General features: G+C 71.9%; 23 protein-coding genes and 1 tRNA gene. 10 read left to right on the top strand and 14 right to left on the bottom strand.

The features are described 5' to 3' along the window. Positions 1–218: 218 nt before the first annotated feature. The gene (locus ACIRQ9_RS11800) at positions 219–5,258 is read left to right on the top strand and encodes a hypothetical protein (RefSeq protein WP_404170267.1); all 5,040 of its coding nucleotides are present in this window, start codon (positions 219–221) and stop codon (positions 5,256–5,258) included. 195 nt (positions 5,259–5,453) lie between these two features. Here ACIRQ9_RS11800 and ACIRQ9_RS11795 read toward each other — a convergent pair whose 3' ends face one another. Further along, on the bottom strand, positions 5,454–6,140 hold the full coding sequence (locus ACIRQ9_RS11795) for a pentapeptide repeat-containing protein (RefSeq protein WP_404170264.1): 687 nt from the start codon (positions 6,138–6,140) through the stop codon (positions 5,454–5,456). A 119-nt stretch (positions 6,141–6,259) separates the two neighbouring features. Between ACIRQ9_RS11795 and ACIRQ9_RS11790 the strand changes: the two genes are divergently transcribed. Both ACIRQ9_RS11790 and ACIRQ9_RS11785 read left to right on the top strand, forming a co-directional pair. Continuing rightward, positions 6,260–6,916, top strand: coding sequence for a rhomboid-like protein (locus ACIRQ9_RS11790; RefSeq protein ID WP_404170261.1), 657 nt, complete (start codon positions 6,260–6,262; stop codon positions 6,914–6,916). A 9-nt stretch (positions 6,917–6,925) separates the two neighbouring features. Further along, the gene (locus tag ACIRQ9_RS11785; RefSeq protein WP_404170259.1) at positions 6,926–8,332 is read left to right on the top strand and encodes an NAD(P)/FAD-dependent oxidoreductase; all 1,407 of its coding nucleotides are present in this window, start codon (positions 6,926–6,928) and stop codon (positions 8,330–8,332) included. Between the two features lie 521 nt (positions 8,333–8,853). Here the strand turns inward: ACIRQ9_RS11785 and ACIRQ9_RS11780 are convergent. From ACIRQ9_RS11780 to ACIRQ9_RS11765, 4 genes are all read right to left on the bottom strand, one after another. Continuing rightward, a complete protein-coding gene (locus ACIRQ9_RS11780; RefSeq protein WP_404170256.1) occupies positions 8,854–8,985 on the bottom strand; it encodes a hypothetical protein in 132 nt (43 codons plus the stop codon). Between the two features lie 279 nt (positions 8,986–9,264). Further along, positions 9,265–9,918: a class I SAM-dependent methyltransferase gene (locus ACIRQ9_RS11775; protein WP_404170253.1), complete on the bottom strand. Its 654-nt coding sequence runs from the start codon at positions 9,916–9,918 to the stop codon at positions 9,265–9,267. An 80-nt stretch (positions 9,919–9,998) separates the two neighbouring features. Then, the gene (locus ACIRQ9_RS11770) at positions 9,999–10,499 is read right to left on the bottom strand and encodes a hypothetical protein (RefSeq protein WP_404170250.1); all 501 of its coding nucleotides are present in this window, start codon (positions 10,497–10,499) and stop codon (positions 9,999–10,001) included. 68 nt (positions 10,500–10,567) lie between these two features. Continuing rightward, complete coding sequence (locus tag ACIRQ9_RS11765; protein WP_404170247.1) at positions 10,568–10,774, bottom strand: hypothetical protein; 207 nt, start codon at positions 10,772–10,774, stop codon at positions 10,568–10,570. A 303-nt stretch (positions 10,775–11,077) separates the two neighbouring features. On the opposite strand from ACIRQ9_RS11765, the gene ACIRQ9_RS11760 reads away from it, so the two are divergent. Together ACIRQ9_RS11760 and ACIRQ9_RS11755 are read left to right on the top strand one after the other, a co-directional pair. Continuing rightward, positions 11,078–11,845, top strand: coding sequence for an XRE family transcriptional regulator (locus tag ACIRQ9_RS11760; protein WP_404170244.1), 768 nt, complete (start codon positions 11,078–11,080; stop codon positions 11,843–11,845). 59 nt (positions 11,846–11,904) lie between these two features. After that, positions 11,905–12,279 carry a hypothetical protein gene (locus ACIRQ9_RS11755; protein WP_404170241.1) on the top strand — a complete coding sequence of 125 codons (375 nt, stop codon included), beginning with the start codon at positions 11,905–11,907 and terminating at the stop codon, positions 12,277–12,279. Here the strand turns inward: ACIRQ9_RS11755 and ACIRQ9_RS11750 are convergent. Then, positions 12,279–12,352 (bottom strand) — tRNA-Thr (locus ACIRQ9_RS11750). The genes ACIRQ9_RS11755 and ACIRQ9_RS11750 overlap by 1 nt on opposite strands. A 220-nt stretch (positions 12,353–12,572) precedes the next feature. Between ACIRQ9_RS11750 and ACIRQ9_RS11745 the strand changes: the two genes are divergently transcribed. From ACIRQ9_RS11745 to ACIRQ9_RS11735, 3 genes are all read left to right on the top strand, one after another. After that, positions 12,573–13,709 (top strand): ABC transporter ATP-binding protein, encoded by a 1,137-nt coding sequence (locus ACIRQ9_RS11745; RefSeq protein ID WP_404170238.1) that lies wholly within the window; start codon positions 12,573–12,575, stop codon positions 13,707–13,709. A 224-nt stretch (positions 13,710–13,933) separates the two neighbouring features. After that, positions 13,934–14,395, top strand: coding sequence for a hypothetical protein (locus ACIRQ9_RS11740; protein WP_404170235.1), 462 nt, complete (start codon positions 13,934–13,936; stop codon positions 14,393–14,395). 86 nt (positions 14,396–14,481) lie between these two features. After that, positions 14,482–15,213 carry an NDP-sugar synthase gene (locus ACIRQ9_RS11735; RefSeq protein WP_404170232.1) on the top strand — a complete coding sequence of 244 codons (732 nt, stop codon included), beginning with the start codon at positions 14,482–14,484 and terminating at the stop codon, positions 15,211–15,213. A gap of 303 nt (positions 15,214–15,516) precedes the next feature. On the opposite strand, the gene ACIRQ9_RS11730 is transcribed toward ACIRQ9_RS11735, so the two are convergent. The 6 genes from ACIRQ9_RS11730 to ACIRQ9_RS11705 form a co-directional block, all read right to left on the bottom strand. Then, positions 15,517–17,211 (bottom strand): DoxX family protein, encoded by a 1,695-nt coding sequence (locus ACIRQ9_RS11730; RefSeq protein WP_404170229.1) that lies wholly within the window; start codon positions 17,209–17,211, stop codon positions 15,517–15,519. A 150-nt stretch (positions 17,212–17,361) separates the two neighbouring features. Then, positions 17,362–18,303 carry a 23S rRNA (guanosine(2251)-2'-O)-methyltransferase RlmB gene (gene rlmB, locus ACIRQ9_RS11725; RefSeq protein WP_404170226.1) on the bottom strand — a complete coding sequence of 314 codons (942 nt, stop codon included), beginning with the start codon at positions 18,301–18,303 and terminating at the stop codon, positions 17,362–17,364. A gap of 115 nt (positions 18,304–18,418) precedes the next feature. After that, positions 18,419–19,816 (bottom strand): cysteine--tRNA ligase, encoded by a 1,398-nt coding sequence (gene cysS, locus ACIRQ9_RS11720; RefSeq protein ID WP_404170223.1) that lies wholly within the window; start codon positions 19,814–19,816, stop codon positions 18,419–18,421. A gap of 118 nt (positions 19,817–19,934) precedes the next feature. Beyond that, positions 19,935–20,426: a 2-C-methyl-D-erythritol 2,4-cyclodiphosphate synthase gene (ispF, locus tag ACIRQ9_RS11715; protein WP_404170220.1), complete on the bottom strand. Its 492-nt coding sequence runs from the start codon at positions 20,424–20,426 to the stop codon at positions 19,935–19,937. Next, on the bottom strand, positions 20,416–21,180 hold the full coding sequence (gene ispD / locus ACIRQ9_RS11710; RefSeq protein ID WP_404170217.1) for a 2-C-methyl-D-erythritol 4-phosphate cytidylyltransferase: 765 nt from the start codon (positions 21,178–21,180) through the stop codon (positions 20,416–20,418). Before ispD ends, ispF begins: the two co-directional genes overlap by 11 nt. Positions 21,181–21,484: 304 nt before the next feature. Beyond that, positions 21,485–21,967, bottom strand: a complete 483-nt coding sequence (locus tag ACIRQ9_RS11705) for a CarD family transcriptional regulator (protein ID WP_003953493.1) — start codon at positions 21,965–21,967, stop codon at positions 21,485–21,487. A gap of 603 nt (positions 21,968–22,570) precedes the next feature. On the opposite strand from ACIRQ9_RS11705, the gene ACIRQ9_RS11700 reads away from it, so the two are divergent. Continuing rightward, complete coding sequence (locus ACIRQ9_RS11700) at positions 22,571–23,242, top strand: DUF461 domain-containing protein (protein ID WP_404170214.1); 672 nt, start codon at positions 22,571–22,573, stop codon at positions 23,240–23,242. A gap of 118 nt (positions 23,243–23,360) precedes the next feature. On the opposite strand, the gene ACIRQ9_RS11695 is transcribed toward ACIRQ9_RS11700, so the two are convergent. Together ACIRQ9_RS11695 and ACIRQ9_RS11690 are read right to left on the bottom strand one after the other, a co-directional pair. After that, the gene (locus tag ACIRQ9_RS11695; RefSeq protein WP_010358452.1) at positions 23,361–24,041 is read right to left on the bottom strand and encodes a response regulator transcription factor; all 681 of its coding nucleotides are present in this window, start codon (positions 24,039–24,041) and stop codon (positions 23,361–23,363) included. After that, positions 24,038–25,294 (bottom strand): sensor histidine kinase, encoded by a 1,257-nt coding sequence (locus ACIRQ9_RS11690; protein ID WP_404170211.1) that lies wholly within the window; start codon positions 25,292–25,294, stop codon positions 24,038–24,040. Before ACIRQ9_RS11690 ends, ACIRQ9_RS11695 begins: the two co-directional genes overlap by 4 nt. Before the next feature lie 226 nt (positions 25,295–25,520). Here ACIRQ9_RS11690 and phoU point away from each other — a divergent pair, with 226 nt between their 5' ends. Beyond that, positions 25,521–26,210, top strand: a complete 690-nt coding sequence (gene phoU / locus ACIRQ9_RS11685) for a phosphate signaling complex protein PhoU (protein ID WP_404170208.1) — start codon at positions 25,521–25,523, stop codon at positions 26,208–26,210. Positions 26,211–26,267 lie beyond the last annotated feature (57 nt).

The following is a 26,267-nucleotide window of genomic DNA, read 5'->3' as shown; positions in this document are numbered from 1 at the left end:
CGGATGTACGGCAGTTGACCGGTCGACCAGACCGGGATGACAACTGAGGCGGAGGACGTTCCGCCTGGCCCGGCCGCCTTTACGTTGACTCCGTGCGGACGCAGCGGCAGTCAGGTGACGGCGGGAAATCCCCTTCTTCCGAGAACTCCCGGCCACCGCTGCCGACCACCCCGACCCCCCTGCGCGCGACCGTGCCCGTGGGCCCCACGGAACACGCGATGCTGGCCCTGCAGGGGAAGGCCGGGAACGCGGCCACCACGCAGGCGCTGCGGCGCGCCAAGGGCAAGGGCGTCCTCCCCCCGTCGGCGGTACGCGGCCGGCCGGTGGCGCCGGTGGCCACCGTGGAGGAGGAGAACACCGACCCGGGCCTTGAGGTGCCCCCTTACCTGATGTACTTCCGGGCCGCCGGACTGTCCACGGCGTACGCGCTGACCGGCCAGGAGTTCGTGCGCAACGCGGTGGCCGCCGTCGTCGGACACGGCGCGGGCACGGTCGCCGACATCGCCGCCGAGCTGGCCGGACGCCCCGAGTCCTTCTACGGGCCGGGCCGCGCCTTCGCGGTCCAGGGCAAGAACGGCAAGGAGTGGTACGACGTCACCGTCAGCATCACCCGCGCCGCCGACGACCGGCCGCCCGCCTTCCACCCCAAGGACGTGCTCGCCCGGACCGTGCAGGACCCGGCCGGGCCGCCGCTCGCCGCGCTGGACGACGCCGAGGGCAAGGACACCAAGGTCGACGTCCAGCACAACACCGCCACCACCGTCGCGACCACCGCGACCGGCGGATCCAGCAAGGGCCTGGGCGGCATGGCCTTCGGGCTCGCACCCGTCGTACCGGGACTGTGGCTGGGCGGCGCGGGCCTGGCGAACGCGCAGCCCTGGCAGTCCGCGCGGGAGTCCCGCGGCCAGCGCAACGTGGCCGAACCCCGCGTGCTGCGCAGCGAGAAGGGCTCGGTGGAGGCACCGCGCAAGGTGCGCTACGGCGTGCGGATCAAGCAGCGGGGAGCCCAGCACGCGGCGCGGCCCGCGCAGACCTTCCACGGCTCCGGCACCCTCACCCAGCGCGTCCCCACCGAACACCTCGTCCCGGCCGGCACCACACCGCCCGCCGCCCCGCAGCCGCTCCAGGCCGGCACCGCCCGGCTCGTCACCCTCGCCGACTCCCTGGCCCCGGTCGCCGTCACCGACACCGCCGGCCCGCACCAGGGCGGCGGCGGGCTCTTCGACACGGTCGCCGGCGTCCTGCACCCCTCCCTCACCGCGCCCGGTGCCCCCGGCCGCGCCCGGCTCTACGAGGCGACCTCCACGGCGACCGTCCTGGAGGACATGCCCCGGCTGCTGCGGGACGGCGTCACCGGCGAGGACCTCGCGTCCAAGGACGGCAGCAGCGTCGGCAGCTACCGCCTGCACGCCGAGATCACCGGCATGTCGCCCGCCTGGGGCACCGGCGGGACCCAGCTGCGCACCCACCAGCAGACCCAGCACACCCTCACCGAGAGCGCGGGCAAGGGACGCGCCGTCACCGGCGGTCTCGGCCCGGCCATCGGCGTCGGAGCGGCCGGCAACGCCGCCGTGGTACGGGCGACGGCCATGCCGGTCGCGGCGGCCCGCAAGGCGCGGTTCACGGTGGCCGAGCAGACCGTGTCGAGCCGCCAGGGCGCGGAGGTGCGCGGCGACAAAGTCCTCTACCTGGCGACCGTCCGGTTCACCGCCGAGGGCACCGGCCCGCGCTCGGCCGAGAACGTCCTGCGCCCCGGCACCCGGGCCGCCCGGCACTCGATGCAGGTGTGGATGAGCCTGCGGGCCGACGAGGCACGGTCGCTCGGGCTGCCGCTGCCGCCCGGCGTCGAGGCCGGGGAGTTCATCGAGAAACCGCGGCGGACCGACGAGAACGGTGCGGAGACCGACGTCGAGCGGCACCTCCCGTTCGGCGCCATGGGCTCCAGCGTCGTCCTCAGCCGACTCGACACCGGCCCCATGGTCCGGGCCGTCCAGGAGCTGTTCGCGACCGATCCCCGGCTGGCCGGCTACCTGCCCGCCTTCGGCACGGACCCGGCTCCCACGCCCGGCAAGGAGGAGGCCGCGGTGCAGCGGCGCAACCACCGCGAACTGATGGCCGCCCTGTCCGAGACCAACCTGCGGGTCAACAAGGACCAGCTGACCACGACCGGCATCCGGGTGCGGCTGCGCCGCAAGACCACGCTGCACTCGCACGACGTGCAGCTCCTGGTCCGCGGGCAGCTCCGCGAGACCGGCTACCTCGGCGACACCGACAACTGGCTGGTGCGCAGCCACTCCGGCGTGGCCGGCAACGCGCAGAGCGGCCGCAGCAGTTCCCGCTCGATCGGCGGCCTCGTGCTCGGGCAGGCCAGGCTCGTCCCCGGCTTCCTGACCGGCTCGGCCCGCTACGAGCGGCACCGCACCGGCACCCGCCGCAACCAGGGCGGACCCACCACCCGCACGGACGTCCTCACCAACGGCTCCGAGACGGCCAGTACCTTCGGAGCGGCCCTGCGGCTGGACGTCGACGTCACCATGACCTCCCGGCAGCGCACACTCGGCCGCGCCCTCACCCCCGGCTCCCCGGGCCAGGACGCACCCGAACCGAAACGGCTGGCCGGACTGCACCTGGACGAGCAGGACGTACGGCTCGTCACCCCGACCGAGTTCACCCTCGACGAGGAGGGCAGACAGCGGCAGGAGGCGGCACGCGGCCGGCGGCGGGCGCAGGCGCCGCGCCCCGACCACGCCGTCACCGCCGAGGGCATCGGCGACCTGGCCACGCTGGTGCCCCGGCCCTCCGCCGGACAGCCGCTGCGCGACTGGCAGCTGGTGGAGACGGTCGGCGACGGACAGGCCGTCCGCGACCTCGCCTTCCAGCTGCTGTCCCGGGCCGCCGCCCGCGACAAAGGCGTCCGCGAGGACCCCGCGCTCCAGGCCGAAGGGCTCGCGCCGCGGCTGGCGATCGAGGAACGGTTCGGGCCGCAGGCCATCACGGCGGCCCTGCGGCAGGCCGCGTCCTCCGGCTGGGTGGTCAAGAACCTGCGCTATCCGCGGCGGCTCGCCGCCCTGAACGGGGCCGTGGGCACCCGGCTCACGCTCGCCAACCCGAAGTTCCTGCACCGGGGCGCCGGACCGGGCACCGAGACCTTCGTGCTCGGCGGCCACCAGGCGGCCGGACAGGAGGGGCAGGGCACCACCAGCACCTGGCAGGTCGGCGCCACCGGCTCCGAGAACGGCCCCGAGTGGCGGCTCGGCCAGGGCCTGTCCGGGAACCGCACCAGCAGCGAGGGCGACACCCGGTCCGCCGCGCTCTCCGGCACGGTCGAACGCAACGCGCACACCCCGAAGAAGGCACCGCTCTACCTGGTCCAGTGCGACCTGCTCGTCACCATGGTCGCCGAGGTCAAGGTCACCGGCGGCGGCCCCTACGTGAAGACGGCCGCCCGCACCCTGCCGGGCGAGGCGGCGGTGTGGCTGACCGAGGCGCAACTGCCCGCCCCGATCCGCAGGCAGCTCAAGCTCGACGCGGAACCGGTGACGGCACCGCCGTCGTCGCGGCCGGGACGGCGGGCCGCGGAGAGCTCCCGCGCGGGCGCCGAGCGCGAGGCCCGCGAAGGGGGCCGCCGGGAGACGGCGGGCCGCACCGGCACGTCGGCGCCACCGGCCGCCACGGGACCGTCCTTCGACCGCGGGCTGCCCCTCGGCTTCGGCATGATCGAGAACCTGCCGAACTTCGTGCCGCTGCTGGCCCGGCTGCGCACCCGCCTCGCGGAGAGCGGACAGCAGACCCTCGCCGACGACCTGCTGCCCCGGCGCCAGCTCGCCGACCGCAACGACAACGTGCAGCGGCTGCTGCGCGTCCTGGACCGCGACGGCAGCGCCGGGCTGCTCTCCGGCGCCATGGACGGCGGGGTCACCGTCGAGCTGTTCGACGGCCGCAGGACGCCGTACTGGGCCGTGTTCAAGGTCAACCGGCTGGGCGACGGCGCCCACGAGGGGGCGGCCGACGACGGCCGGGACCTGGAGTACATCACCGCGGCCGTCGCCCAGCAGGCCGCCGCCCACGACCAGGGCACCTCCACCGGCGTGGAGGGCGTCTTCGCCGGGTCCGGCAAACCCGACGGCGGCGCGGGCCAGCTGAAGAGCATGGGCGGCGCGGGGGGCCTCGGCGTCGGCTCGGGCGGCTCCCGGCGCTCCGGCACGGCGTCCCGCGGCCAGCTCGGCATGAAGACGGTCGCGGAGGCGAAGACCGCGAAGTCGTCGAAGGTGCGCGTGCCGATCGAGGCGACCCTCGAACTGCACCGGGGCGACCGCCGGGTGGCGCTGGTCTCCCTGGGCCGCCAGGCGCTGACCCACCGCGTCCTGGACAAGGACCTGGCGGCGCTCGGCCGGGTGACCGCACCGCGCCACCAGCCGGTGGCCGCCGCGCCCGGCCCCCGGGACGACCGCCCGGCCGCGCTCGGCGGCTGGCGCTCCGCGGGCGTGCGGCTGCCGATGGAGGCGCAGGTGAACGGATTCCAGGGCGCGCCGCAGGTCCGGGAGTTGGTAGGCGCCGCGGTCCGGGAGGCGGGCGGCGGCGACCGGTTCCGCGACAAGGGCCAGGCCGCCGCGTACACCCTGAACGAGGCCGTCTCCACGGAGTGGCTGATCGCGGCGCTGCCGCTGCTGACCTCCGCCGGGGCGGAGCTGCCGCCGGTGCACGCCACCGGAGCGGCCGGCCAGGACCTGCGGGCGTCCCTGCACGCGCGGCTGCGGGACGGCCGGGTGCTGGGCGTCGGCGACAAGATGACCTTCGAGACGGTGGGGCAGAGCCACCTGGACGCGCCCCGGCCCACCCAGACGGACGGTCTCGGCTCGGCCGACCACGGCCGGTCGGCGCGCGGTCTGGCGGGCGCGGGACTGCTCAACGCCGACGAGTTCCGCCTCAACCAGATGATGGCCAACGCCGGCGGCAGCGGCGGTGCGGCGGACGCGGCGGTGAACGCGTCGGGTTCGATGCCGCTGCACAAGCCCAAGGCCGCGGCGGTGCTGGTGCAGTTCACGCTGGACGTGCGGGTGGTGGCGCGGGTGAGCGACCGGCTGCGCCCCGGCCGTACCGGCACCGCCGTACGGGAGCTGACGCTGCCCCGGCCGGTCGTGGTCCGCATGCCGGAACAGGCGGTCCGCCGCATGCTGGCCGCGCAGCCGGACCGGCTCCAGGACCCCGACGACCACCTGGGCCTGCGCAGGGCGGCCGCGGTCCCGCCCCGGGAGTGACCTCCTTGCCCCGGCCGCGCTCCAGCGGTGCCCGCGGCGGCCGGGGCGCTCCCGCACGGGGGTACCCGCGGCGGCCGGGCTCAGCGGGGGTGCCCGCGGCGGCCGGGCCCCAGCGGCGGTGCCCGCGGCGGCCGGGCCCCAGCGGCGGTGCCCGCGGCGGCCAGGCCCCAGCGGCGGTGTCCGCGGCGGCCGGGCTCAGCCCTCCACGCGGATCCCCAGTTGTGCGGCCAGCACCGGGGCCAGGTCGAGCAGTTGGGAGGTGCTGATCACCGCCCCGGCCAGCCGCTCCACCCCTCTGGCGATCTCCAGGGCCGCGGCGCCGCGCAGGTCGACGTCCTTCATCGTCACCCCGGTGAAGTCGGCCTCCTTCAGCGTGCAGTCGACGAACTCCACCCGCTCCAGGACCGCGTCGCCGAAGTCGGGCTCCACCAGGACGCAGCCCTCGAAGACGACGTCCCGGAGCCTGGCCGTGCGCAGGTTGAGGTAGTCGATCTTGCCGCCGCGGACCACCACGCGCTCCAGGACGGCACCGTGCAGCTGGGTGCCGCCCAGGCGGGCGTCGACCAGCTCGACATCGCGGAGCGTCGCGTCGGCCAGGTTCGTGCCGACGCCGCGCGGCGCCGTGAGGACCGTGTCCAGCAGGCGGGCGTGCCGCAGTCCCGCCTCGTCGAAGGCGCAGCCGGTCAGCGCGCAGTCCATGAAGCGGGCGCCCGCGCCGTCCTGCCCGGCGAGGTCGGCCTCCCGGAACTCCAGCCCGTCGTAGTCGCCGTCCGGCTCCAGCTCGCCGCCGCCCCACGGCTCCAGCTGGGGCAGCCGCACCTCCGGCCGCCGCGCGCCCTTCACCCTGCCACCACCGGACCCGCCGGCCACTGTCCTCGCCATGCCCCCATCTTGCAGGCCGCCACTGACAGGCAAGAGGAGCATCAACGGAGCCGACCGGGATCGGCCGCTCCGGAATGTCAATCACCCACCCGACGTTGCGGCCGTGCATGAATCGCCTCATGCGAATTCTCCGGGACCTCGGCGGCACGGCGTGGAGGTACGTCCGCAGCGCTCCCGGCACGTACGTCTGGCTGGCGATCCTCTTCGTGACGACGGTCGCGCTGCACCACATGTCACCCGCGTTCGAACAGCAGTTCCTGCGGCAGCGGTCCACGAACATCCGCGAGCTGTCGGACAACCCGGTGCGGGTGCTGGTCGCCAGCGCGATGTGGATCGGCGGCGGCCACTGGCTGCCGTACGCCGTCCTCTACACCGTCTTCCACGCCCCCGCGGAACGCTGGCTCGGCACCGTCCGCTGGCTGCTGGTGTGCGTGACCGCGCACGTGCTGGCCACCCTGATCAGCGAGGGCGCGCTGCTGAAGGGCATCCACGACGGCATCGCCCCGCACTCCGCGGTCAACACCCTGGACATCGGGGTGAGTTACGCGCTGGCGGGGGTGGTCGCGGTGCTCACGTACCGGATCGCGACACCCTGGCGGTACGGGTACCTCGCGGTCGTCCTGCTGGTCTACGGGCTGCCGCTGATCGGCTCGCCCACCTTCACCGACCTCGGGCACCTCGTCGCCGCGCTGATCGGTCTCGCCTGCTATCCGCTGGTCAGAGGCCGCGGAAAAGCATGGAATCCGAAGGAGACACTGACCGCTCTCAAGGGTTAACGTCCGGCCATGAGCAGCTCGGCAAGCGGTGTCGTCAACGGTGGCATCTCCTTCTGGTACGCGGACGACGGCCTCCCCGAGGTGCGGGAGCCGCTCGACGGCGACGCGTCGGCGGACGTGGTGATCGTGGGCGGCGGCTACACCGGCCTGTGGACCGCCTACTACCTGAAGAAGGCCGCGCCCTTCCTGCGCATCACGGTCCTGGAGCAGAAGTTCTGCGGCTACGGCGCCTCCGGCCGCAACGGCGGCTGGCTCTACAACGGCATCGCCGGCCGCGACCGGTACGCCGCGCTGCACGGCCACGACGCCGCCGTGCGCCTCCAGCAGGCCATGAACGGGACCGTCGACGAGGTGATCGCGGTCGCCGCCGCCGAGGGCATCGACGCCGACCTGCACAAGGGCGGCGTGCTGGAGGTGGCCACCACCCCGGCCCAGCTGTCCCGCCTGCGGGCCTTCCACGCCCACGAGCTGTCCTTCGGCGAGCGGGACCGCGAGCTGTACGGCGCCCGGGAGACCCGGGAGCGGATCCGGGTCGCCGACGCGGTGGGCGCCGCCTGGACGCCGCACGGCGCCCGCCTGCACCCCGTGAAGCTGGTCAAGGGGCTGGCATCGGCGGTGGAGGCGCTGGGCGTGCGGATCCACGAGTCCACGCCGGTGACCGAGATCCGCCCGCGGCACGCCGTCACGCCGTACGGGACGGTCCGCGCCCCGTACGTCCTGCGCTGCACCGAGGGCTTCACCGCGAACCTCAAGGGCCAGAAGCGCACCTGGCTGCCGATGAACTCCTCGATGATCGCCACCGAGCCGCTGACCGAGGAGCAGTGGGCCTCGGTGGGCTGGCAGGGGCTGGAGACCCTCGGCGACATGGCGCACGCCTACATGTACGCCCAGCGCACCGCCGACGGGCGGATCGCGCTCGGCGGCCGCGGGGTGCCGTACCGCTTCGGCTCACGGACCGACAACGACGGCCGGACGCAGGAGACGACGATCGAGGCCCTCCGCGAGATCCTGGTCCGGTTCTTCCCGTCGCTCGCCGGAGTCGCCGTCTCACACGCCTGGTCCGGGGTGCTCGGGGTGCCGCGCGACTGGTGCGCGACCGTCACCCTCGACCGCTCCACGGGGCTCGGCTGGGCCGGCGGCTACGTCGGATCCGGCGTCGCCACCACCAACCTCGCGGGCCGCACCCTGCGCGACCTCGTCCAGCTCGACTCCGGCCAGGCGGGCCGCACCGACCTGACCGAACTCCCGTGGGTGGACCACAAGGTCCGCAAGTGGGAACCGGAACCCTTCCGCTGGCTCGGCGTCCAGGCCATGTACGCCACGTACCGCACCGCGGACCAACACGAACGCCACCACCCGAGCCCCGACTCCTCCCGCCTGGCCAGACTGGCGGACCGGGTGTCGGGGCGGCACTGACACACCGGCCGGACAGTCCCGGAGCCGACGCGAGGACACGAGGAGAGCCCCCTGTCGGATTCGAACCGACGACCTACGCGTCACCAGTGCCAGGGTTTCCCTCCGGGGGACTCTGTCTCACTCCGGCTACTCCGGAAATCCCAGGTCGTGAGGGTCGGTCACTCCGGCTCACTCCACCGATCCCGGGCCCCGGCAGGACCTCCGCTCACGCACCGCTCACGCGGGCGGGCTATCCGGGGAGGCTCCCTGAACTGGGCCGATTCCATCACGCCGCACTCCCCCGCGCACCACCACGACCGGACAGAACGAGGCCCCCTCGGGGCCTCACAGATCGGCAATACTGGCCGGGCGCTGGCTGCCCGCTGGCACCGTGACCGCACATAACTACCGCACCACCCAGGGGGAACCGTGCGCCGTCTTGTCGTACCCATCGCTGCTGTCCTGTTGACTACCGCCTGTTCGGCTGGCGCCGAGCACGCGTCTTCGTCCCCGACTCACTCCGTTCGCCACACCGCCGTCAGTCACGCGAGCAAGACACCATCCGCCGCGAAACCGGCGTCGAAGCGGAAGTCGGCATCAACACCGAAGCCGAAGCCGTCTGCACCGAAGGCGACGGCGAAGAAGAAGTCGTGCGAGCCGACGAGGGACGTCATCGTCTGGTACAAGGTGCCGGGCCTGCCGAACAGTGCCCAGGTTCTGGGCAACTACTTCCTGGCGACGTGCGAAACCACCTTCCAGTCCCTGCCGCGAACGTCGCCGACTCAGGCGGGGTACTGCACCGAGGCCGCATGGGCGAGCGACAACCCGGGGTACAACGCCGAGGCGGAGCCAGCCCCAAGGCTGAAGAAGGTGCAGGCGTCAGTAGGCCCTGCCTGCTGACGGCAACGGCCCCAGCCCGGTCGGCGTCCGCCTGGGGCCTCGGGGCTTCTCGGTCAGGCGCGGGCGGACACGATCAGCGTTCCGATGTGCCCCGGCTTCGGAGCGTCCACAACCCTGGCCTCTGCTGTGGAAAACCCGGCACGCAGCAGGTGCCGCTCCCACACCACCGGCTTGTAGCTGTAGCGGTAGGTGAACATCGCCTTTCCAGCGAACCCGCCCTTGTACATGCCCTGCGGCCCATACGCGCCCGGAATGGCCGGCGGCTGGGAGAAGACGAAGACGCCGCCCGGGACCAGGCGCTCGCGGATGAGCGGGAAGAGGCGGGACGGGTCGGTGAACCAGGCGGCGCCGAAGATGGAGTACACGGCGTCGTACCGGCCGTTGTCCGCGGCGAGCCAGTCGAGGACCTCGCCCTGCTCGATCCGCACGCCGAGCGGCGCCCACTTCTCACTGGCGCGCTGCACCATGCGCGGGGACAGGTCGATCCCGGTCGCCTTGACGCCCCGCTGCGCGAGGTGGGCGAGGGCCCGGCCGGTGCCGCAGCCGACTTCCAGCACGGCCTCCGGGCTGCCGAGGAGTTCCGCGCCTGGCCCGTGGCCGGCGTACTGGGTCCAGCAGAAAGACGGCTTGGCGTCGTCCTTGAACGCCGACTCGGCGAAGGCGTCCCACAGTTCGGTCTCGGCAGGGATGTCGTGCGGTACGGGCACAGCGCGTTCCTTCGGTTGTCGGGATGCGGGAGCCCCCGCCCTCGGGGAGCTGTGCGGGCGGGGGCGACTGTAGCGGTCGGTCAGTGGCTGTCGGGGACCTTGTCGTCGCACGGCGAGCAGTCCGTGCCGTCGATGGCCCACAGTTCCTCGTCGATCGCCCAGCCCTGGGAGCGCAGGAAGTCGCCGGTGCGCAGGCACAGGCCGTCGCGGCGGCGCTCGATGAACGGGGCGTGGTGCTTGAACCGGCCGCCGTTGTAGAGACGGCAGATGCCCCACCAGACGGATGTGTCGAGGATGAGCTGGTGGACGCCGATGTCGACGAGCTTGCCGACGCCGAGGTGCACGCTGGGGTTCTCGATGGAGCCCATGACGTACATGACGGCGTTGGCGAGGATCCGTTCGGCCATGTCTCGCACCATGGCGTGGTCGCGCAGGAGCAGGGCGATCTCGCGGTCCCACAGGCTCATGCCGGAGTCGAAGATGTTGGTGGTCAGCTCGGTGATGTGCGGGGCGACCGCGTTGAGGAGTTCCCGCGGGTCGCGGGTGCGGGTGGTGGCGGAGTGCTCTAACGCGACGGTCACGTCTTCCTCCTGTTGTGGATGGGCGCTCTCGGTCGGGGCGCCGCCTCTCGCCTGGCGCGAGAGGAGTCTCAGAAGCCGGCGTGGTGCCGCGCCAGCCGGACGGGCATGACCGGCTCGGGCTGAACGCAGTCCTCACCCTCCGCGTGCACGACCAGGCGGACGTCGGGCCCCGAGGCGCGGTGCAGCCAGCGGACTGTGCCGTCCTCGGCGCGAACGCCGCAGGCGACGCGGACACCGGCGACATGCTCGGGTTCGTTGTCCCACATCGGGCTCATAGGGACGCTCCCCTGGGCCTGCACCGCGGGCACCCGCACGGCGGGTACGCCAGGTTCATCACGACGTGATCCGATGCGGGGAGCACGCGCGAGGTCACGGGCGTGCGCTCCAGCGTCTCGGGATCGACCCGGTAGACCGTGATGGTCAGACCAGGGTGCGCGGCGTTGCTGCCTGTCTCGGTCACGGATTCACGATGCTCCGGTCACAGGCGGTAGCGCGGCGTCAGTGCAGGCGTCAAAGCGGCGACATTGAGGGCGTCATTTCGGTGTCATTCTTTGCGGGTGAGGTCTACCGTGATCCGTATGGCCACACCGAACAGTGCACTGCGAGCAGCACGCATGGGCCTGCTCATGTCCCAGGACGACTTCGCCCGCGCCATCCGCGACGCCGGCACCCGCGCCGGACAGCCCAACGACGCCAACAAGCGGCTCGTTCAGCGCTGGGAATCCGGCAGCACCGCCGCCCCGCGCCCCGTGTACGCCCGAGCCCTCGAGGTCGTCACCGGGCTGCCCATCGAGTCGCTCGGCTTCACCGTCGTAGCCCAGACCCGGGTCTCCGAGGACGGGCGGGGCGGTCACGATATGGAGCCACCTGCCCCCGCAGTCACCCCTGCGGCCGTGGCCCAGCAGAGCGAGCCCCACGCAGCACACCGGAACTACTCTGGGGTCTGGCTGTCACGGTACGAGTACTTCAGCTCCGGCCGTGACGCCGCGTTCACCGGGCTGCACTACGTCGTCCTCCTTCAGCACGGTAACCGGCTGACCGCGCGCTCCCTGCCCAACGGCTCATCGAATCCGAACTCTCCCCTGACGATGGACTTGGAGATCGACGGGCACATCGCCACCGGCACGTGGACCGAGCAGACCGCCACTGACGGCTACTACCGGGGAGCCCACTATCACGGCGCGATCCAGATGCTCGTCGAGTCGACCGGCCGCCGCATGACGGGCAAGTGGGTCGGCTTCGGCAAGGAGTTCGACGTCAACACCGGGCCGTGGGAGTTGGTGTTCCACAACGCGTCGACGACGAAGGCGACCCTGGCCGCATACGACCGGCCGCCGGAGGCATGACCCCGGACGCACGAAAGCGGCCCCGCCCTCCCGAAGGAGAGCGGGGCCGCAGTCGTTCAGTGCCGGTCGATGAGGTGAGCGTCGCGCGAGTCCGGCTCGGGGACCGACCCGCCGATGCGTTCCGGGAGATCGTCGCCGCAGCCGGCCTGCCGCCGATCAACCTGAGGGATCTGCGCCACGGGGCGGCCGCTCTGGTGAAGGCCGGCGGCGACATTCACGACGCCAAGGCGAAGCTGACGCACTCGACGATCGCCCTGACGTCGGACACGTACAGGGAACTCTTCGAGGAGTACGAGGAGGATCTGGCGGAGCGTTCGGCAGCGGCCGTCTCCCCCGCGCCCGGAAGCCTGCTCCGGACACCGGCGCTCACGCATGAGCGAGACGGCGAAGGGCCGACCGGGGTTGAAACCTCCCCTGACGAGCCCTCTCGTTGAGCCCCCTGTCGGATTCGAACCGACGACCTACGCATTACAAGTGCGTTGCTCTGGCCATCTGAGCTAAGGAGGCGTGCGCGCGGGTGTGGTGGGCGCGTGCCTGTGCAGTGTACCCAGCTCCCGGCCGGTGCCCGCCGAAAATTTCCGCGAAGTTCACAGGCCTCCAGGTACTGACATACAGGGTGAACGCCAGGTACCGTCCTGAGCCAGTTCACTCTCGTGGACTACACCAACCACCTTCCTACAACGGATCGTCCGGCACGTTCCTGCCGGTAGAAGGGGGCCTCTGAGCCATGGCCACTGTCACGTTCGACAAGGCGACCCGGATCTACCCGGGCTCCACCAAGCCCGCCGTAGACGGACTCGAGATCGCGATCGAGGACGGAGAGTTCCTCGTCCTGGTCGGTCCCTCCGGTTGCGGCAAGTCCACCTCGCTGCGGATGCTCGCGGGCCTGGAGGACGTCAACGGCGGAGCCATCCGCATCGGCGACCGCGACGTCACGCACCTGCCGCCGAAGGACCGGGACATCGCCATGGTGTTCCAGAACTACGCCCTCTACCCGCACATGACCGTCGCCGACAACATGGGCTTCGCGCTCAAGATCGCCGGCGTCAACAAGGCGGAGATCCGGCAGAAGGTCGAGGAGGCCGCGAAGATCCTCGACCTCACCGAGTACCTGGACCGCAAGCCGAAGGCCCTCTCCGGCGGTCAGCGCCAGCGTGTCGCGATGGGCCGCGCCATCGTGCGCGAGCCGCAGGTCTTCCTCATGGACGAGCCGCTGTCCAACCTGGACGCCAAGCTCCGTGTGTCGACCCGTACGCAGATCGCCTCGCTCCAGCGCCGCCTCGGCATCACCACCGTCTACGTCACCCACGACCAGGTCGAGGCCATGACGATGGGCGACCGCGTGGCGGTCCTCAAGGACGGTCTGCTCCAGCAGGTCGACTCCCCGCGCAACATGTACGACCGTCCGGCCAACCTCTTCGTCGCCGGCTTCATCGGCTCCCCCGCCATGAACCTGGTCGAGGTGCCGATCACCGACGGCGGCGTGAAGTTCGGCAACAGCGTGGTGCCGGTCAACCGCGAGGCGATCCAGGCCGCCGCCGACAAGGGCGACCGCACCGTGACCGTCGGTGTCCGTCCCGAGCACTTCGACATCGTCGAGCACAACGGCGAGGCCGCGTCGGTCCTCTCCAAGGACACCGAGGACGCCCCGGCGGGCCTCGCGGTCTCCGTGAACGTCGTGGAGGAGCTCGGAGCCGACGGCTACGTCTACGGCAGCGCCAAGGTCGGCGACGACCTCAAGGACCTGGTCGTCCGCGTCAGCGGCCGCGCGGTCCCGGACAAGGGCGCCACGCTGCACGTCGTGCCGCGGCCCGGCGAGATCCACGTCTTCTCGACGTCCACGGGCGAGCGTCTCTCCGACTGAGCGATCAAAGAGAGAAACCTCTGACCAGGGTGAACTTGCCCAGGTTGACGGAAAGGGCCCCGCGGCCTGCTGCGGGGCCCTTTCCGTTGCCCCGAACTACCCCGGCAAGGGGGTGATTTTCGAGCACCGTACGTCAACCCCGTACCCCAAACACGGCACTTCTCCATCCCCCGAACCGGTGACTAAATGTCGCCAAATCATTACCGCACGCTACCCTCACACGCGTGAAGCACTCCACCACCCCTCAGACGCGACGCGGCCACCGGGGCGGCCCTGCCCGCCGTATCGGCCGCACGCTCGCCCTCGTCCTGCCCGTCGTCCTGGTGCTCTCCGGGACCCTCGCCGTCACCCGCGTCAACTGGACGGGAAGCCCGCGGAACTCGGTGCTCACCGCGACCGACGTGACCGGCACCCGCCTCTCCTCCAAGGCCGTCTCGCGGGCCCCGCAGGACGTCCTGCGCGAGCAGCTGATGACCGAGCTCCAGCACAAGAACCCGGGCCAGGTCCTCACCCACCTCCAGCAGGCGGTTAACGGCCACCCGTCGCTGGCCGAGCACTGCTCGTCCATCGCCCGTGCGCTGGGCCGGGCCGCGGTGCGCATCTACGGCGCCTCGCGCGCCCAGTCGTACGCGCGCCCGGTGTGCGACACGGCCTTCGCGTCCGGCGTGCTGGCGGCGCACAGCTGAACACCGGCCGATGAGCGGATGACGGGTCGCCGAGGGCCGCCGTACGGCGGGAAGCCGGACCGGGGGCGCGTCGTACAGTTCGGGGCATGACCCATCCGAACGCCGCGTTGCGCCCCACTCAAGCCGTGGTCCTGGCCGGTGGCCAGGGCTCACGGCTGCGTCCGTACACCGACGACCGGCCCAAGCCGATGGTCGAGATCCCCGGTACGGGCACGCCGATCATCGGCCACCAGTTGACCTGGCTCGCCGAGGAGGGCGTCACGGACGTGGTGGTCTCCTGCGGCCATCTCGCGGACGTCCTGCAGAAGTGGCTGGACGCCGCCGACCTTCCGCTCTCCGTCACCACGGTGGTGGAGAGCGAGCCGCTGGGCCGCGGCGGCGGCCTGAAGTACGCCGCCGCGCACCTCCCGCACTCCGACCGGCCCTGGTACGCCACGAACGGCGACATCTGGACGCGGTTCTCGCTGCGCGACATGGCCGACTTCCACACGGAGCGGGACGCGGTGGCCACGCTCGCGCTCGCCCGGCCCCGGATCCCCTGGGGCGCGGTGCAGACGGACGGCTTCGGCCACATCACGGACTTCATCGAGGCGCCGCCGTCGACGTTCGAGATCAACGCCGGTGTCTACGTCTTCTCACCCGAGTTCGCCGACATGCTTCCCGAGCGGGGAGACCACGAGCGGACGACGTTCCCGCACCTGGCCCGGAGCCGGCGGCTGGCCGGGTTCCCGATCCCGCAGGGCGCGTACTGGCGGGCGATCGACACGGCGAAGGACCTCACGGAGGCGGCGAAGGAGTTGTCGACGCTGGGGAGGTAGACGGGGGGGGCCGCGGCGCGCTTCGTCGGCCGCGGGCCGGTGGGACTTCGTCGGCCGCGGGCCGGTGGGGGCTTGTCGCGCAGTTCCCCGCGCCCCTTTAGGCGCGGTTCGTCGGCGTCGGCCGCAGCGGGCGCGGAAACCGCGCGAGCAGCCACTGCCGTGACACGGTCGGCAGCGGCTCGTCCACGCCCTCCGGTGCTCCCCGGTACGGCGCGGCCCCGCCCCCCTCCCGCGCCCCCTGAACGACGCCTACGCGGCCCCGCGTCCGTCAAGGCGCGGGGCCGCTTCGGTGTGGGGTGGGGGTCAGCCTAGGAGGCCGCCCACCAGGCCGGGCTGGCCGGAGGAGGAGGCGCCGCCGGAGGTTCCCGTGCCGGTGCCGGTCCCGCCGCCCGTCGAGGAACTGCCGCCCGTGGCGGTGCCGCCCGACGTGGGGCCGGCCGTGGTCGGGGCGGGCGCCGTGTGCCGCGGCGGGGCCTGGCCCGTGGTGCCCTGGGTCTGGCTGGGCGTGGTCGTGGTCGCGCCCGTGCTGCGGGTCGCGCCCGGGGTCCTCGCGCTCTGCGAGGGGCTCGCGGTCGCGGCGCCCGACGGGGGCGTCGAGGCCGACGGGGTCTTCGCCTTGTGCTCGGCCGACTGGCCCGGCAGCGGAGAACCCGGGAGGTTGTTGCGGGGCGCCTCGCCGGGGCCGGGGACGACCACGCGGCTGGAGTCGCGGACCGCGCCGCCGAGCAGGGAGCCGACCAGCAGGGTGATGCCGATCGTGATGGCCGTGATCAGGGCACCGCGGCGCAGCACGAAGGCGCGCAGGTCCCAGATGTCGGAGTGCGGACCGAGGCGCCGCCAGGCACTGCCCGCGAGACGGCCGTCGACGGAGTAGACGGGCGCGCCGGCGATGATCAGCGGGGACCAGGCGGCGAGGTAGATGATGTCGGGCGCGTCGTAGGCGGGGACGGTCTTCCAGCTGACGGTCACGATGAGCGCGGCGGAGAGCAGCGCGCCGACGACCGCGGCCACCCGCTGCCAGCAGCCGAGGACGGTCAGGACGCCGACGATCACCTGGAAGAAGGCGATGACCAGGCCGGATCCGACCGGGTGCTGGAGGGCGAACTGGCGCAGCGGCTCGGCGACGTCCCACGGGTGCAGTGTGTTCAGCCAGGTGACCATGGAGCCGCGCTTGCCGCCGTCGAAGTAGACGGGGTCGCACAGCTTGCCCATGCCGGCGTAGATGGAGATGAATCCGAGGAAGATCCGCAGCGGGAGCAGCACCACGCCGAGGTTCATCCGGCGGCCCGGGTAGTAGGCGTGCCGGGCCGGGTCGTCGGAGTGCCGCCTGCTGGGGCGCGGCTCCTCGAAGTCCTCGAACCCGTCGTCGCCGTAGGCCTGTTCGTCGTAGGCCTGGTGGTCGTACGACGGTCCGCCGTAGGCCGGTTCGTCGTAGGCCGGTTCGTCGTACGCGCTGCCCGCCGGTCTCATGGGCGGCAGCAGCCGTGTCTCGCCCGAGGCCGGGGAGCGCGGGTGGCCGACCGTCGGGGTCTCCACGGTCTGGTCCAGGTCGGCGTAGCCGTCGTCGACGCGCGGGATGACCTGGGTCGCGCCGGCCGTCTCGACGGGGTCCTCGGCGTGCCGGACGCTGCCTCCGCGGACGGCCTGGAGCAGCCGGTGGGCCCCCGTGTCGTCGGGCGCGGACCTGCCGCTCCACACGACCGGGCGGCGGCGGCCGGGCGCCGCTCCCGCTCTGCCCGCCGTGCCGGCGGCCGGGATGTGCGCGGTGTTCTCGGTGGCGCTCAGGTGCCGTGCGACCCGGGGAGATTGGGTACGCCGTGTCGATACGCCCAACTGCACGCGGAAACTCGCGTGGTTGACGATGACCTGCGCCGGATCGCTCGGCACCTTCACCATGCTCAGCGCGGGAGCGTCGTCGGGCCCGGAGGCGAATCCGGAGCGAAACCCCGGCGAGCGGTCCCCCGTGGGAGTGCGGGGTGTTCTGGTGTCCACACTCATCTAACCGAGTGACGTCGAGTTAGGACACTGCTTTGACCGCCCCGAAGTGTCCGGACCCCGTCAAGGATGCGCAGGACGGGGGAATCACCCCACCCGGGTGAGGCCCCGGACGTGTGTCCACTCCCCGGGGCGGCTCACCGCGGACCGCCGTCAGCCGCGCTTGCGGGACGCCTCGTACAGCACGATCCCCGCCGCCACACCGGCGTTCAGCGACTCGGTACCGCCCGGCATCGGGATGCGCACCAGGTAGTCGCAGGTCTCGCCGACCAGGCGGGACAGGCCCTTGCCCTCGCTGCCGACGACGATGACGACGGGGCCCGAGAGCGCCCCTAGGTCACCGACCGCGTGCTCGCCGTCGGCGGCCAGGCCGACGACGGCGATGCCGGCCTTCTTGTACGCCTCCAGCGCCCGGGTGAGGTTGGTGGCGCGGGCCACCGGCGTGCGGGCCGCGGCGCCGGCCGACGTCTTCCAGGCGCCCGCCGTCATGCCGGCCGCCCGGCGCTCGGGCACGACCACGCCGTGGCCGCCGAACGCGGAGACGGAACGGACCACCGCGCCGAGGTTGCGCGGGTCGGTGACCCCGTCGAGGGCGACGATCAGCGGGTCCTCGCCGTCGTCGTACGCGGCCGCCGCCAGGTCCTCGGGGTGCGCGTACTCGTACGGCGGGACCTGGAGGACCAGGCCCTGGTGGTTCAGGCCGTTCGTCATGCGGTCCAGCTCGGGGCGCGGCGCCTCCATGAGGTTGATGCCGCCGCGCTCGGCGGCGAGCTGGAGGGCCTCGCGGACGCGCTCGTCGTTGTCGATGAACTGCTGGACGTAGAGCGTCGACGCGGGGACGCCCTCGCGCAGCGCCTCGACGACCGGGTTGCGGCCGACGACCAGCTCGGAGGTGCCCTTGCCGCCGCGGCCGCGGGGCACCGGACGGCGCTGGGTCTGCTTGGTCTTGGCGGTGGCGATGCGGTTCTTCTTGTGTCCCTTGCGCATCTCGGCGGGCGGGGTCGGACCCTTGCCCTCCAGGCCCCGGCGCCGCTGGCCGCCACTGCCGATCTGCGCGCCCTTCTTGCCGGACATGCGGCGGTTGTTGGCTGCCATGGGTTACCCGTTTCCGTAAGCTTCGATTCGTACGTACGTCTTATGCAGTGTGCCGCCCGGGGGGCCGGGCGGCACAGTCGATCTTGATGAGCCGGTGGTCAGGACGTGGGGATGGTCAGGACTTGAGGGTCCAGCGAGGACCCTGGGGCCCGTCCTCGATCACGAGGCCGGACTGGCCCAGCTGGTCGCGGATCGCGTCGGCGGTCGCCCAGTCCTTGCGGGCCCGCGCCGACTCCCGCTGGTCCAGGACCAGCCGTGCCAGCGCGTCCACCACGCCGTGCAGGTCCTCGCCCTGCTCGGCGCCGCCCGACCAGTGCGCGGCGAACGGGTCCAGACCGAGGACGCCGAGCATGGCACGGACCTCGGCGAGGCGGGCCACCGCGGCTTCCTTGTCGTCGGCCGCCAGGGCGCTGTTGCCCTGCCGGACCGTGGTGTGCACGACGGCCAGCGCCTGCGGGACGCCCAGGTCGTCGTCCATCGCCTCGGCGAAGGCCGGCGGCACCTCGGACGAGGGCTCCACCACTCCCCCGGCCAGCTCCACCACCCGCTGCGCGAAGCCCTCGATCCGCGCGAACGCCTGCTCGGCCTCGCGCAGCGACTCCTCGCTGTACTCGATCATCGAGCGGTAGTGCGGGGTGCCGAGGTAGTAGCGCAGCACGATCGGGCGCCACGTCTTGACCATCTCGGAGACCAGGACCGAGTTCCCGAGCGACTTCGACATCTTCTCGCCGCTCATGGTGACCCAGGCGTTGTGCACCCAGTACTGGGCGAAGTCGTCGCCGTAGGCCTTGGCCTGGGCGATCTCGTTCTCGTGGTGCGGGAAGATCAGGTCGAGGCCGCCGCCGTGGATGTCGAAGGCCGTGCCGAGGTACTTGTGGGCCATCGCCGAGCACTCCAGGTGCCAGCCGGGCCGGCCGCGCCCCCACGGCGTCTCCCAGCTGGGCTCGCCCGGCTTGACGGCCTTCCACAGCGCGAAGTCGCGCTTGTCCCGCTTGCCGGTCTCGCCCTCGCCCTCCGGCTGGCGGAGGTTGTCCAGCTCCTGGTTGGAGAGCTCCAGGTAGTCCGGGTAGGAGCGCACGTCGAAGTAGACGTTGCCGTCGGCCTCGTAGGCGTGTCCGCGCTCGATCAGGCCACGCATCATCTCGATCATCTCCGGTACGTGCCCGGTCGCGCGGGGCTCGTACGTCGGCGGGAGGCAGCCGAGCGCGGTGTAGCCGTCGTTGAACGCGCGCTCGTTCTCGTAGCCGATCGCCCACCAGGGGCGGCCCTGGTCGGCGGACTTGGTGATGATCTTGTCGTCGATGTCCGTGACGTTCCGGATGAACGTCACGGCATAGCCGCGGTATTCGAACCAGCGGCGCATGATGTCGAAGTTCAGGCCCGAGCGGATGTGCCCGATGTGCGGGGCCGCCTGCACGGTGGCACCGCAGAGGTAGATCGAGACACAGCCCGCGGTGAGCGGGGCGAAGTCACGGATCTGCCGGGCGTTGGTGTCGTACAGGCGAATAGTCACGGCACCTAGGGTAGTGGGCCGACGGGACTGGATGGCACCGGTATGTGGAGCACCGTTGCGAGGCGCGGGTGCGCTGTGGCTCGTCACCCGGTTCCCCGCGCCCCACGGGTGCGACCGTTCACGCCGCCTTGACGACCAGCGCCGTCGCGACCGCCATGAGGCCTTCCTCCCGGCCCGGGAATCCGAGGCCGTCGGTCGTCGCGCCCGACACGGAGACCGGCGCGCCCGCCGCCTCCGAGAGGATCTTCTCCGCCTCGTCCCTGCGCTTGCCGATCTTCGGACGCGGCCCCACGACCTGTACGGCGATGTTCCCGATCAGGAAACCGGCGTCACGGACGATGCGGGCCGCCTCCGTCAGCAGGGTCACGCCGGAGGCGCCGGACCACTCCGGGCGGCCGGTGCCGAAGTGCCGGCCCAGGTCGCCCAGGCCCGCCGCCGAGAACAGCGCGTTGCACGCCGCGTGCGCGACCACGTCCGCGTCCGAGTGGCCGGCCAGGCCCGGTCCCTCGCCCTCCCACTTCAGGCCGCCGCACCACAGCTCGCGGCCCTCCTCGAAGGCGTGGATGTCGGTACCGATGCCGACGCGCGGCAGGACGATCTCAGAACCCATCGTTGAGCCTCCTGCGGGCCAGGACCGCTTCGGCGAGGACCAGGTCGAGCGGGCGGGTGACCTTGAAGGCCTCCTCGTGGCCGGGGACGACCACGACCGGTTCGCCGAGCTGCTCGACCATGCTGGCGTCGTCGGTGACGTTGTCGGTGACCGTCTCGTGAGCCCGGACCAGCGTCGAGCGGTCGAAGCCCTGCGGGGTCTGGACGGCGCGCAGGCGGGCCCGCTCGGGGGTGGCGAGCACGGGCTCCGGGTCGCCGGCGACCCGGGCCGGTTCGACCTCCTTGACCGTGTCGGCGAGCGGGAGGGCGGGGACGACCGCGCGGGCGCCGTCGCGGACCGCCTGGATCACGGCGTCGACCGTGTCGACGGGGACCAGGGGACGGGCCGCGTCGTGCACGAGGACGATGTCGTGGCCGGGGGGCAGCGCGTCCAGGCCGAGCCTGACCGACTCCTGGCGGGAGTCGCCGCCGGGGACGACGAGGAAGTCGGTGCGGTCGGGCAGCGCGTGCGCGTCGAGGAGGGACTTGACCTCGGAGGCGCCGTCGGCGGGAGCCACCACGACGACCAGGGAGACCGCGCGGGAGGCGGCCAGCGCGCGGACCGCGTGGACGAGCATGGGCGTGCCGTTCAGCGCGCGGAGCGCCTTGGGAGCGCCCGGACCGAGCCGTACGCCCCGGCCGGCGGCGGGAATCACGGCGGCGGTACGCGGTTCCGTACCCCGTTCCGTACGCGAAGGACGCGAATCGTCAGACATCGGTTCCTGTCAGGTTTGTGTGCGGGCCTGGCGTGGGTATGGCCTGGGAAGTGCCGGGCGCGACGCCTTGACCGGACCCTTCCGTGACACTGGTCGAGCCAGCAGCCCGGGCCCGGCACGCTCAGTATCGGGGTTCTGCCGGGTGTCGGGGTTCTGCCGGCGGTAGCGGTGTTGCCGCCGGGGCGGGATTCCGGGAGCGCCGGTTTCCGGGTACGGACATGCCGCAGCGCCCGGCGACAGGTGTGTCATCGGGCACCGCGGCATTATCAGTGTGCGGAGCTTCGGCGTGCCGAGCTGGTTCGCGTCAGGACGCGAGGACCTCGTCGAGCAGGGCCTCGGCCTTGTCCTCGTTCGTGTTCTCCGCGAGCGCGAGCTCGCTCACCAGGATCTGGCGGGCCTTGGCGAGCATGCGCTTCTCACCGGCGGAGAGTCCGCGCTCGCGCTCACGACGCCACAGGTCACGCACGACTTCCGCGACCTTGATGACGTCGCCGGAGGCGAGCTTCTCCAGGTTTGCCTTGTAACGACGGGACCAGTTCGTGGGCTCCTCGGCGTACGGCGCGCGCAGCACCTCGAAGACCCGGTCCAGCCCGTCCTGACCGACCACATCCCGCACGCCGACGAACTCCGCATTGTCCGCTGGCACACGTACCGTCAGGTCACCCTGGGCGACCTTCAGCACCAAGTAGGTCTTGTCCACGCCTTTGATCTGGCGAGTTTCGATAGCCTCGATCAGCGCGGCCCCGTGATGGGGATAGACCACGGTGTCGCCAACCTTGAACGTCATGTGACAGGTACCCCTTCCGTGGCTATCCAGGGTAACACGGAAACCGGCGGTTCTGAATGGCGTTTTCGCAGGTCAGGGCATATCTCGGGGCTTGACAACAGCGACTGGAACGTGCTGCGCGGGCCGCCCGGAACCAGGTATTCGCAGGTCGGAGCGGCTCTCCGGGCAAGCCGAAACCTGCCCGTCACACACCTCCGCACGGCCACCCAAGTGGCTGAACGTCCCGATTTGTCCGCTTCCAAGCGTACGACTTACGCTACTCCGTTCGGTTGCCGATGTCGGATCGGAGACGTTTCCGGAATTGATCACAGGCGTGCGGCCGAACGGGGCGTGATCCATTTTCCCGGCGGTCGCGCATTCCTTCACGGAAATTTTGCGCGCGGTGTCGCGAACCAGTTATGTGAATGCCCGACGAGCGCCGTCCAAAGTGACCGCGGAGACGGTTGTGCCGCTGTGAGGGTGCAGCTCCGCAAGAGAAGCGGGGGGCTTGGGGAGGGTCGGGTGCGACCACGCGGGAACGGCTCGGTAACCTAAGGCCGCTGACAGACACTTAGGGCGGCTTTATTAGGGGGCCGCCCGTGCGTTCAAGGAGTTGCCGCCGCCGTGAGCAGCAGCCTTCGACGCGGCGCCCTCGCCGCCTCCGCCATCGCCGTCTCCGTCGCCGCGCTCTCCGCGTGCGGTGCCGGCAACAACTCCCAGACGCTGGAGATCAAGCCGGACAACGCCGCGACGAGCGTCGGAGCCATCAAGGTCCAGAACGCGACCGTGATCACCCAGCCCGACCTCACGTCGACCGGTCCGGCCGTGGTCGCCGCCACCGTCTTCAACACCGGCACGCAGCCCGAGACGCTCCAGTCGATCGTCGTCGCCGGCACCAACAAGACCGCCGAGCTGCACGGCACCAAGTCCCAGCCGCTGACCATCCCGGCCGGCGGCCGCCTGATCATCGGTGGCAAGGGCAACGCCTCCGCGGTGCTCGGCAGCAGCCGCGAGGCGGTCAAGGACGGCAACGCGCAGAAGGTCACGTTCACCTTCAGCAGGACGGGTGACGTCAGCCTGCGCGCGTTCGTCGTGCCCGCCGAGAGCTTCTTCACGGGCTGGGGCCCGAGCGCGGTCCCGTCCGCCTCCGCGTCCTCCTCGGCCTCCGCCTCCTCGTCGGCCTCCGGCTCCCCGGCCGCGGGCGCCACGGCCGGCGAGAGCGCCAAGGCCAAGAACAAGCCGTCCGAGGGCGCCACCCCGAGCGACTCGGCGTCGGAGTCGGCGAACGCGGGCTGACCGGTCCGCCGGACGACGCGAGAAGGGCGGCACCCCCGAGGGGTGCCGCCCTTCGCCGTACGGTCGTCCGGCCCGTGCGTCCGGCCCGCGGGCGGCGGACCGGGGCCGGGCCCGCGGTCTACGGCTCGAACTTGTAGCCGAGGCCGCGGACCGTCACCAGGTAGCGCGGGGCGCCCGGGTCGGGCTCGATCTTGGCGCGCAGACGCTTGACGTGGACGTCGAGGGTCTTGGTGTCACCGACGTAGTCGGCGCCCCAGACCCGGTCGATGAGCTGCATGCGGGTCAGGACGCGGCCCGCGTTGCGCAGCAGCATCTCCAGCAGGTCGAACTCCTTGAGGGGGAGGTCGACCTTGGAGCCGGAGACCGTCACCACGTGCCGGTCGACGTCCATGCGGACCGGACCGGCCTCCAGCGCGGCCGGGGTGACCTCCTCCGGCTCGCCGCGCCGGCGCAGGACGGCCCGGATCCGGGCGACCAGCTCGCGGGAGGAGAAGGGCTTGGTGACGTAGTCGTCGGCTCCTATTTCGAGCCCGACGACCTTGTCGATCTCGCTGTCCTTGGCCGTCACCATGATGACGGGGACGTTGGAGCGCCCGCGCAGCTGGCGGCAGACCTCGGTGCCCGGCAGGCCGGGCAGCATCAGGTCGAGGAGGACGAGGTCGGCGCCGTTGCGCTCGAACTCGTCGAGTCCGTCGGGGCCCGTGGCCGCCACTGCGACCTCGAAGCCCTCCTTGCGGAGCATGTACGACAGGGCGTCGGAGAAGGACTCCTCGTCCTCGACGACGAGCACTCGGGTCACGGAAGGACCTCCGGGGCGGGAAGCGGTTCGTACGGGGATGACTCGGTGGTGCCGGCCTCGTCATCGAGGTCGGGATCGGGGTGCTGCGAGGCGCGGTCACGAGCCGCACCCGCCTCCGGCAACCTGACGGTGAAGGTGGAGCCCTGGCCTTCGGCGCTCCACACCGTGACCTCCCCGCCGTGCGAGGCGACCACGTGCTTGACGATGGCGAGACCGAGACCGGTGCCGCCGGTGGCCCGCGAGCGGGCCGGGTCGACGCGGTAGAAGCGCTCGAAGATGCGCTCCTTGTCCTTGTCGGTGATGCCGATGCCCTGGTCGGTCACGGCAAGTTCGATCATGTCGCCGCCGGGCGCGTTGAGCCGGCGGGCGGCTATCCCGACCCGGGTCCGGGCCGGTGAGTAGTTCACCGCGTTCTCGACCAGGTTGCCGAGGGCGGCCGCGAGCTGGCCGCGGTTGCCCCAGACGTGCAGGTCGGCGGTGCCGCCGGCGGCCATGGTGATCTGTTTGGCGCCGGCCTGGTGGCGGCACCGGTCGATCGCCTCGGCGACGAGTTCGTCCACCCGGACGGGCTCGGCGTCCTCCAGCGGATCGTCGTTCTGCACTCTCGACAGGTCGATGAGCTCCTGGACCAGGTTGGTCAGGCGCGTGGCCTCGATCTGCATGCGACCGGCGAAGCGCTGCACCGCCTCCGGATCGTCCGAGGCGTCCATGACGGCCTCGGAGAGGAGGGAGAGTGCGCCCACCGGAGTCTTCAGCTCGTGGCTGACATTCGCCACGAAATCGCGTCGTACCGCCTCGATCCTGCGGGCCTCGGTGAGGTCCTCGACGAGGAGCAGGACGAGCCGGGAGCCCAGGGGCGCCACCCGTGCGGAGACGGCGAGCGCCTCGCCGCGTCCGGTGCCGCGCCGGGGCAGATCCAGCTCGACCTGGCGTATCTCGCCGTCGCGCCGGGTGTCCCGGGCCATCTGGAGCATGGGTTCGACGGCGAGTTTGCCGCCGCGCACCAGTCCGAGGGCGTACGCCGCCGAGCTCGCCTTCACCACGATGTCGCCCTCGTCGAGGACCACCGCGGAGGAGCGCAGCACGCTCAGTACGGTGTCCACGCCCGGGGGCAGTACGGGGTCGGTGTGCAGAGAAGTCCTGGTCGGTCGCTTCTGGTCGCGTTCGCTCCAGCGGAACGCCAGCATGGCGATGACACCGGTAAGTACACCGGCGATCGCTGCCGCTGCGGCGACCGCCGCGTTCACGTCCATGGAAACAGGTTAAGCAGGGCGTACGACTTCCCCACAGCCCGCGAGGTGTCAGCTCGAACACTCGTCGCCCAGAGTTCACCTTGGAGCCAGTATTGGTTCATTTGCGAGGGCAGAAACGGACGCGCGGGGACCACACCATGGGAGCGTGGGGTTCGCAGCTGGTTTCGGCCACGGGCCCCGGCCCCCGGAGCCCCGGAGAACACACACGCACGAGAGGGAAACCCTGATGCGGGACGCGTACCACGAGGAACTCGATTCGATCGGCGACAGCCTGGTCGACATGGCCCGGCTCGTCGGATCGGCGATCGGGCGCGCCACGACGGCGATCCTCGACGGCGACCTGAAGCTGGCCGAAAGCGTCATCGAGGCCGACCAGAAGGTGGACGAGCTCCACCACGACCTGGAGGCCCGCGCGATAGCCCTGCTGGCCCGCCAGCAGCCGGTGGCGACCGATCTGCGGATCGTCGTCACCTCGCTGCGCATGTCCGCCGACCTGGAGCGCTCGGGCGACCTCGCCCAGCACGTGGCGAAGCTCGCCCGGCTGCGCTACCCCGGGAACGCCATCCCCCACGACCTGCACGCGACCATCCTGGAGATGGGCCAGCTCGCCCAGCGCCTGATGGCCAAGGCCGCCGAGGTGATCATCACCAAGGACGTCGACCTGGCCCTCCAGCTGGAGCAGGACGACGACGAGATGGACCTGCTGCACCGGACGATCTTCCAGCACCTGCTGGACGACCGCTGGAAGCACGGCATCGAGACCGCCGTCGACGTGACGCTGCTCGGCCGCTACTACGAGCGGTACGCCGACCACGCGGTCGCCGTCGCCAAGCGCGTCGTCTTCCTGGTCACCGGCGAGCACGCCGACGACCTGCAGCAGGACATCCAGCCGGTGACGGGCATCGAGGGAGCCTGACCCGCGGCACGCGGATGCGGGCCGGCCGGGGGCTCGCGGGTGCCGACGGGCTCGGGC

The organism is Streptomyces sp. NPDC101237, from assembly GCF_044767465.1.
GTDB classification, from domain to species: Bacteria; Actinomycetota; Actinomycetes; order Streptomycetales; family Streptomycetaceae; genus Streptomyces; species Streptomyces gramineus.
Note: the sequence above shows the minus strand (reverse complement) of the source record. Positions and strands in the feature narration are given on the sequence as shown.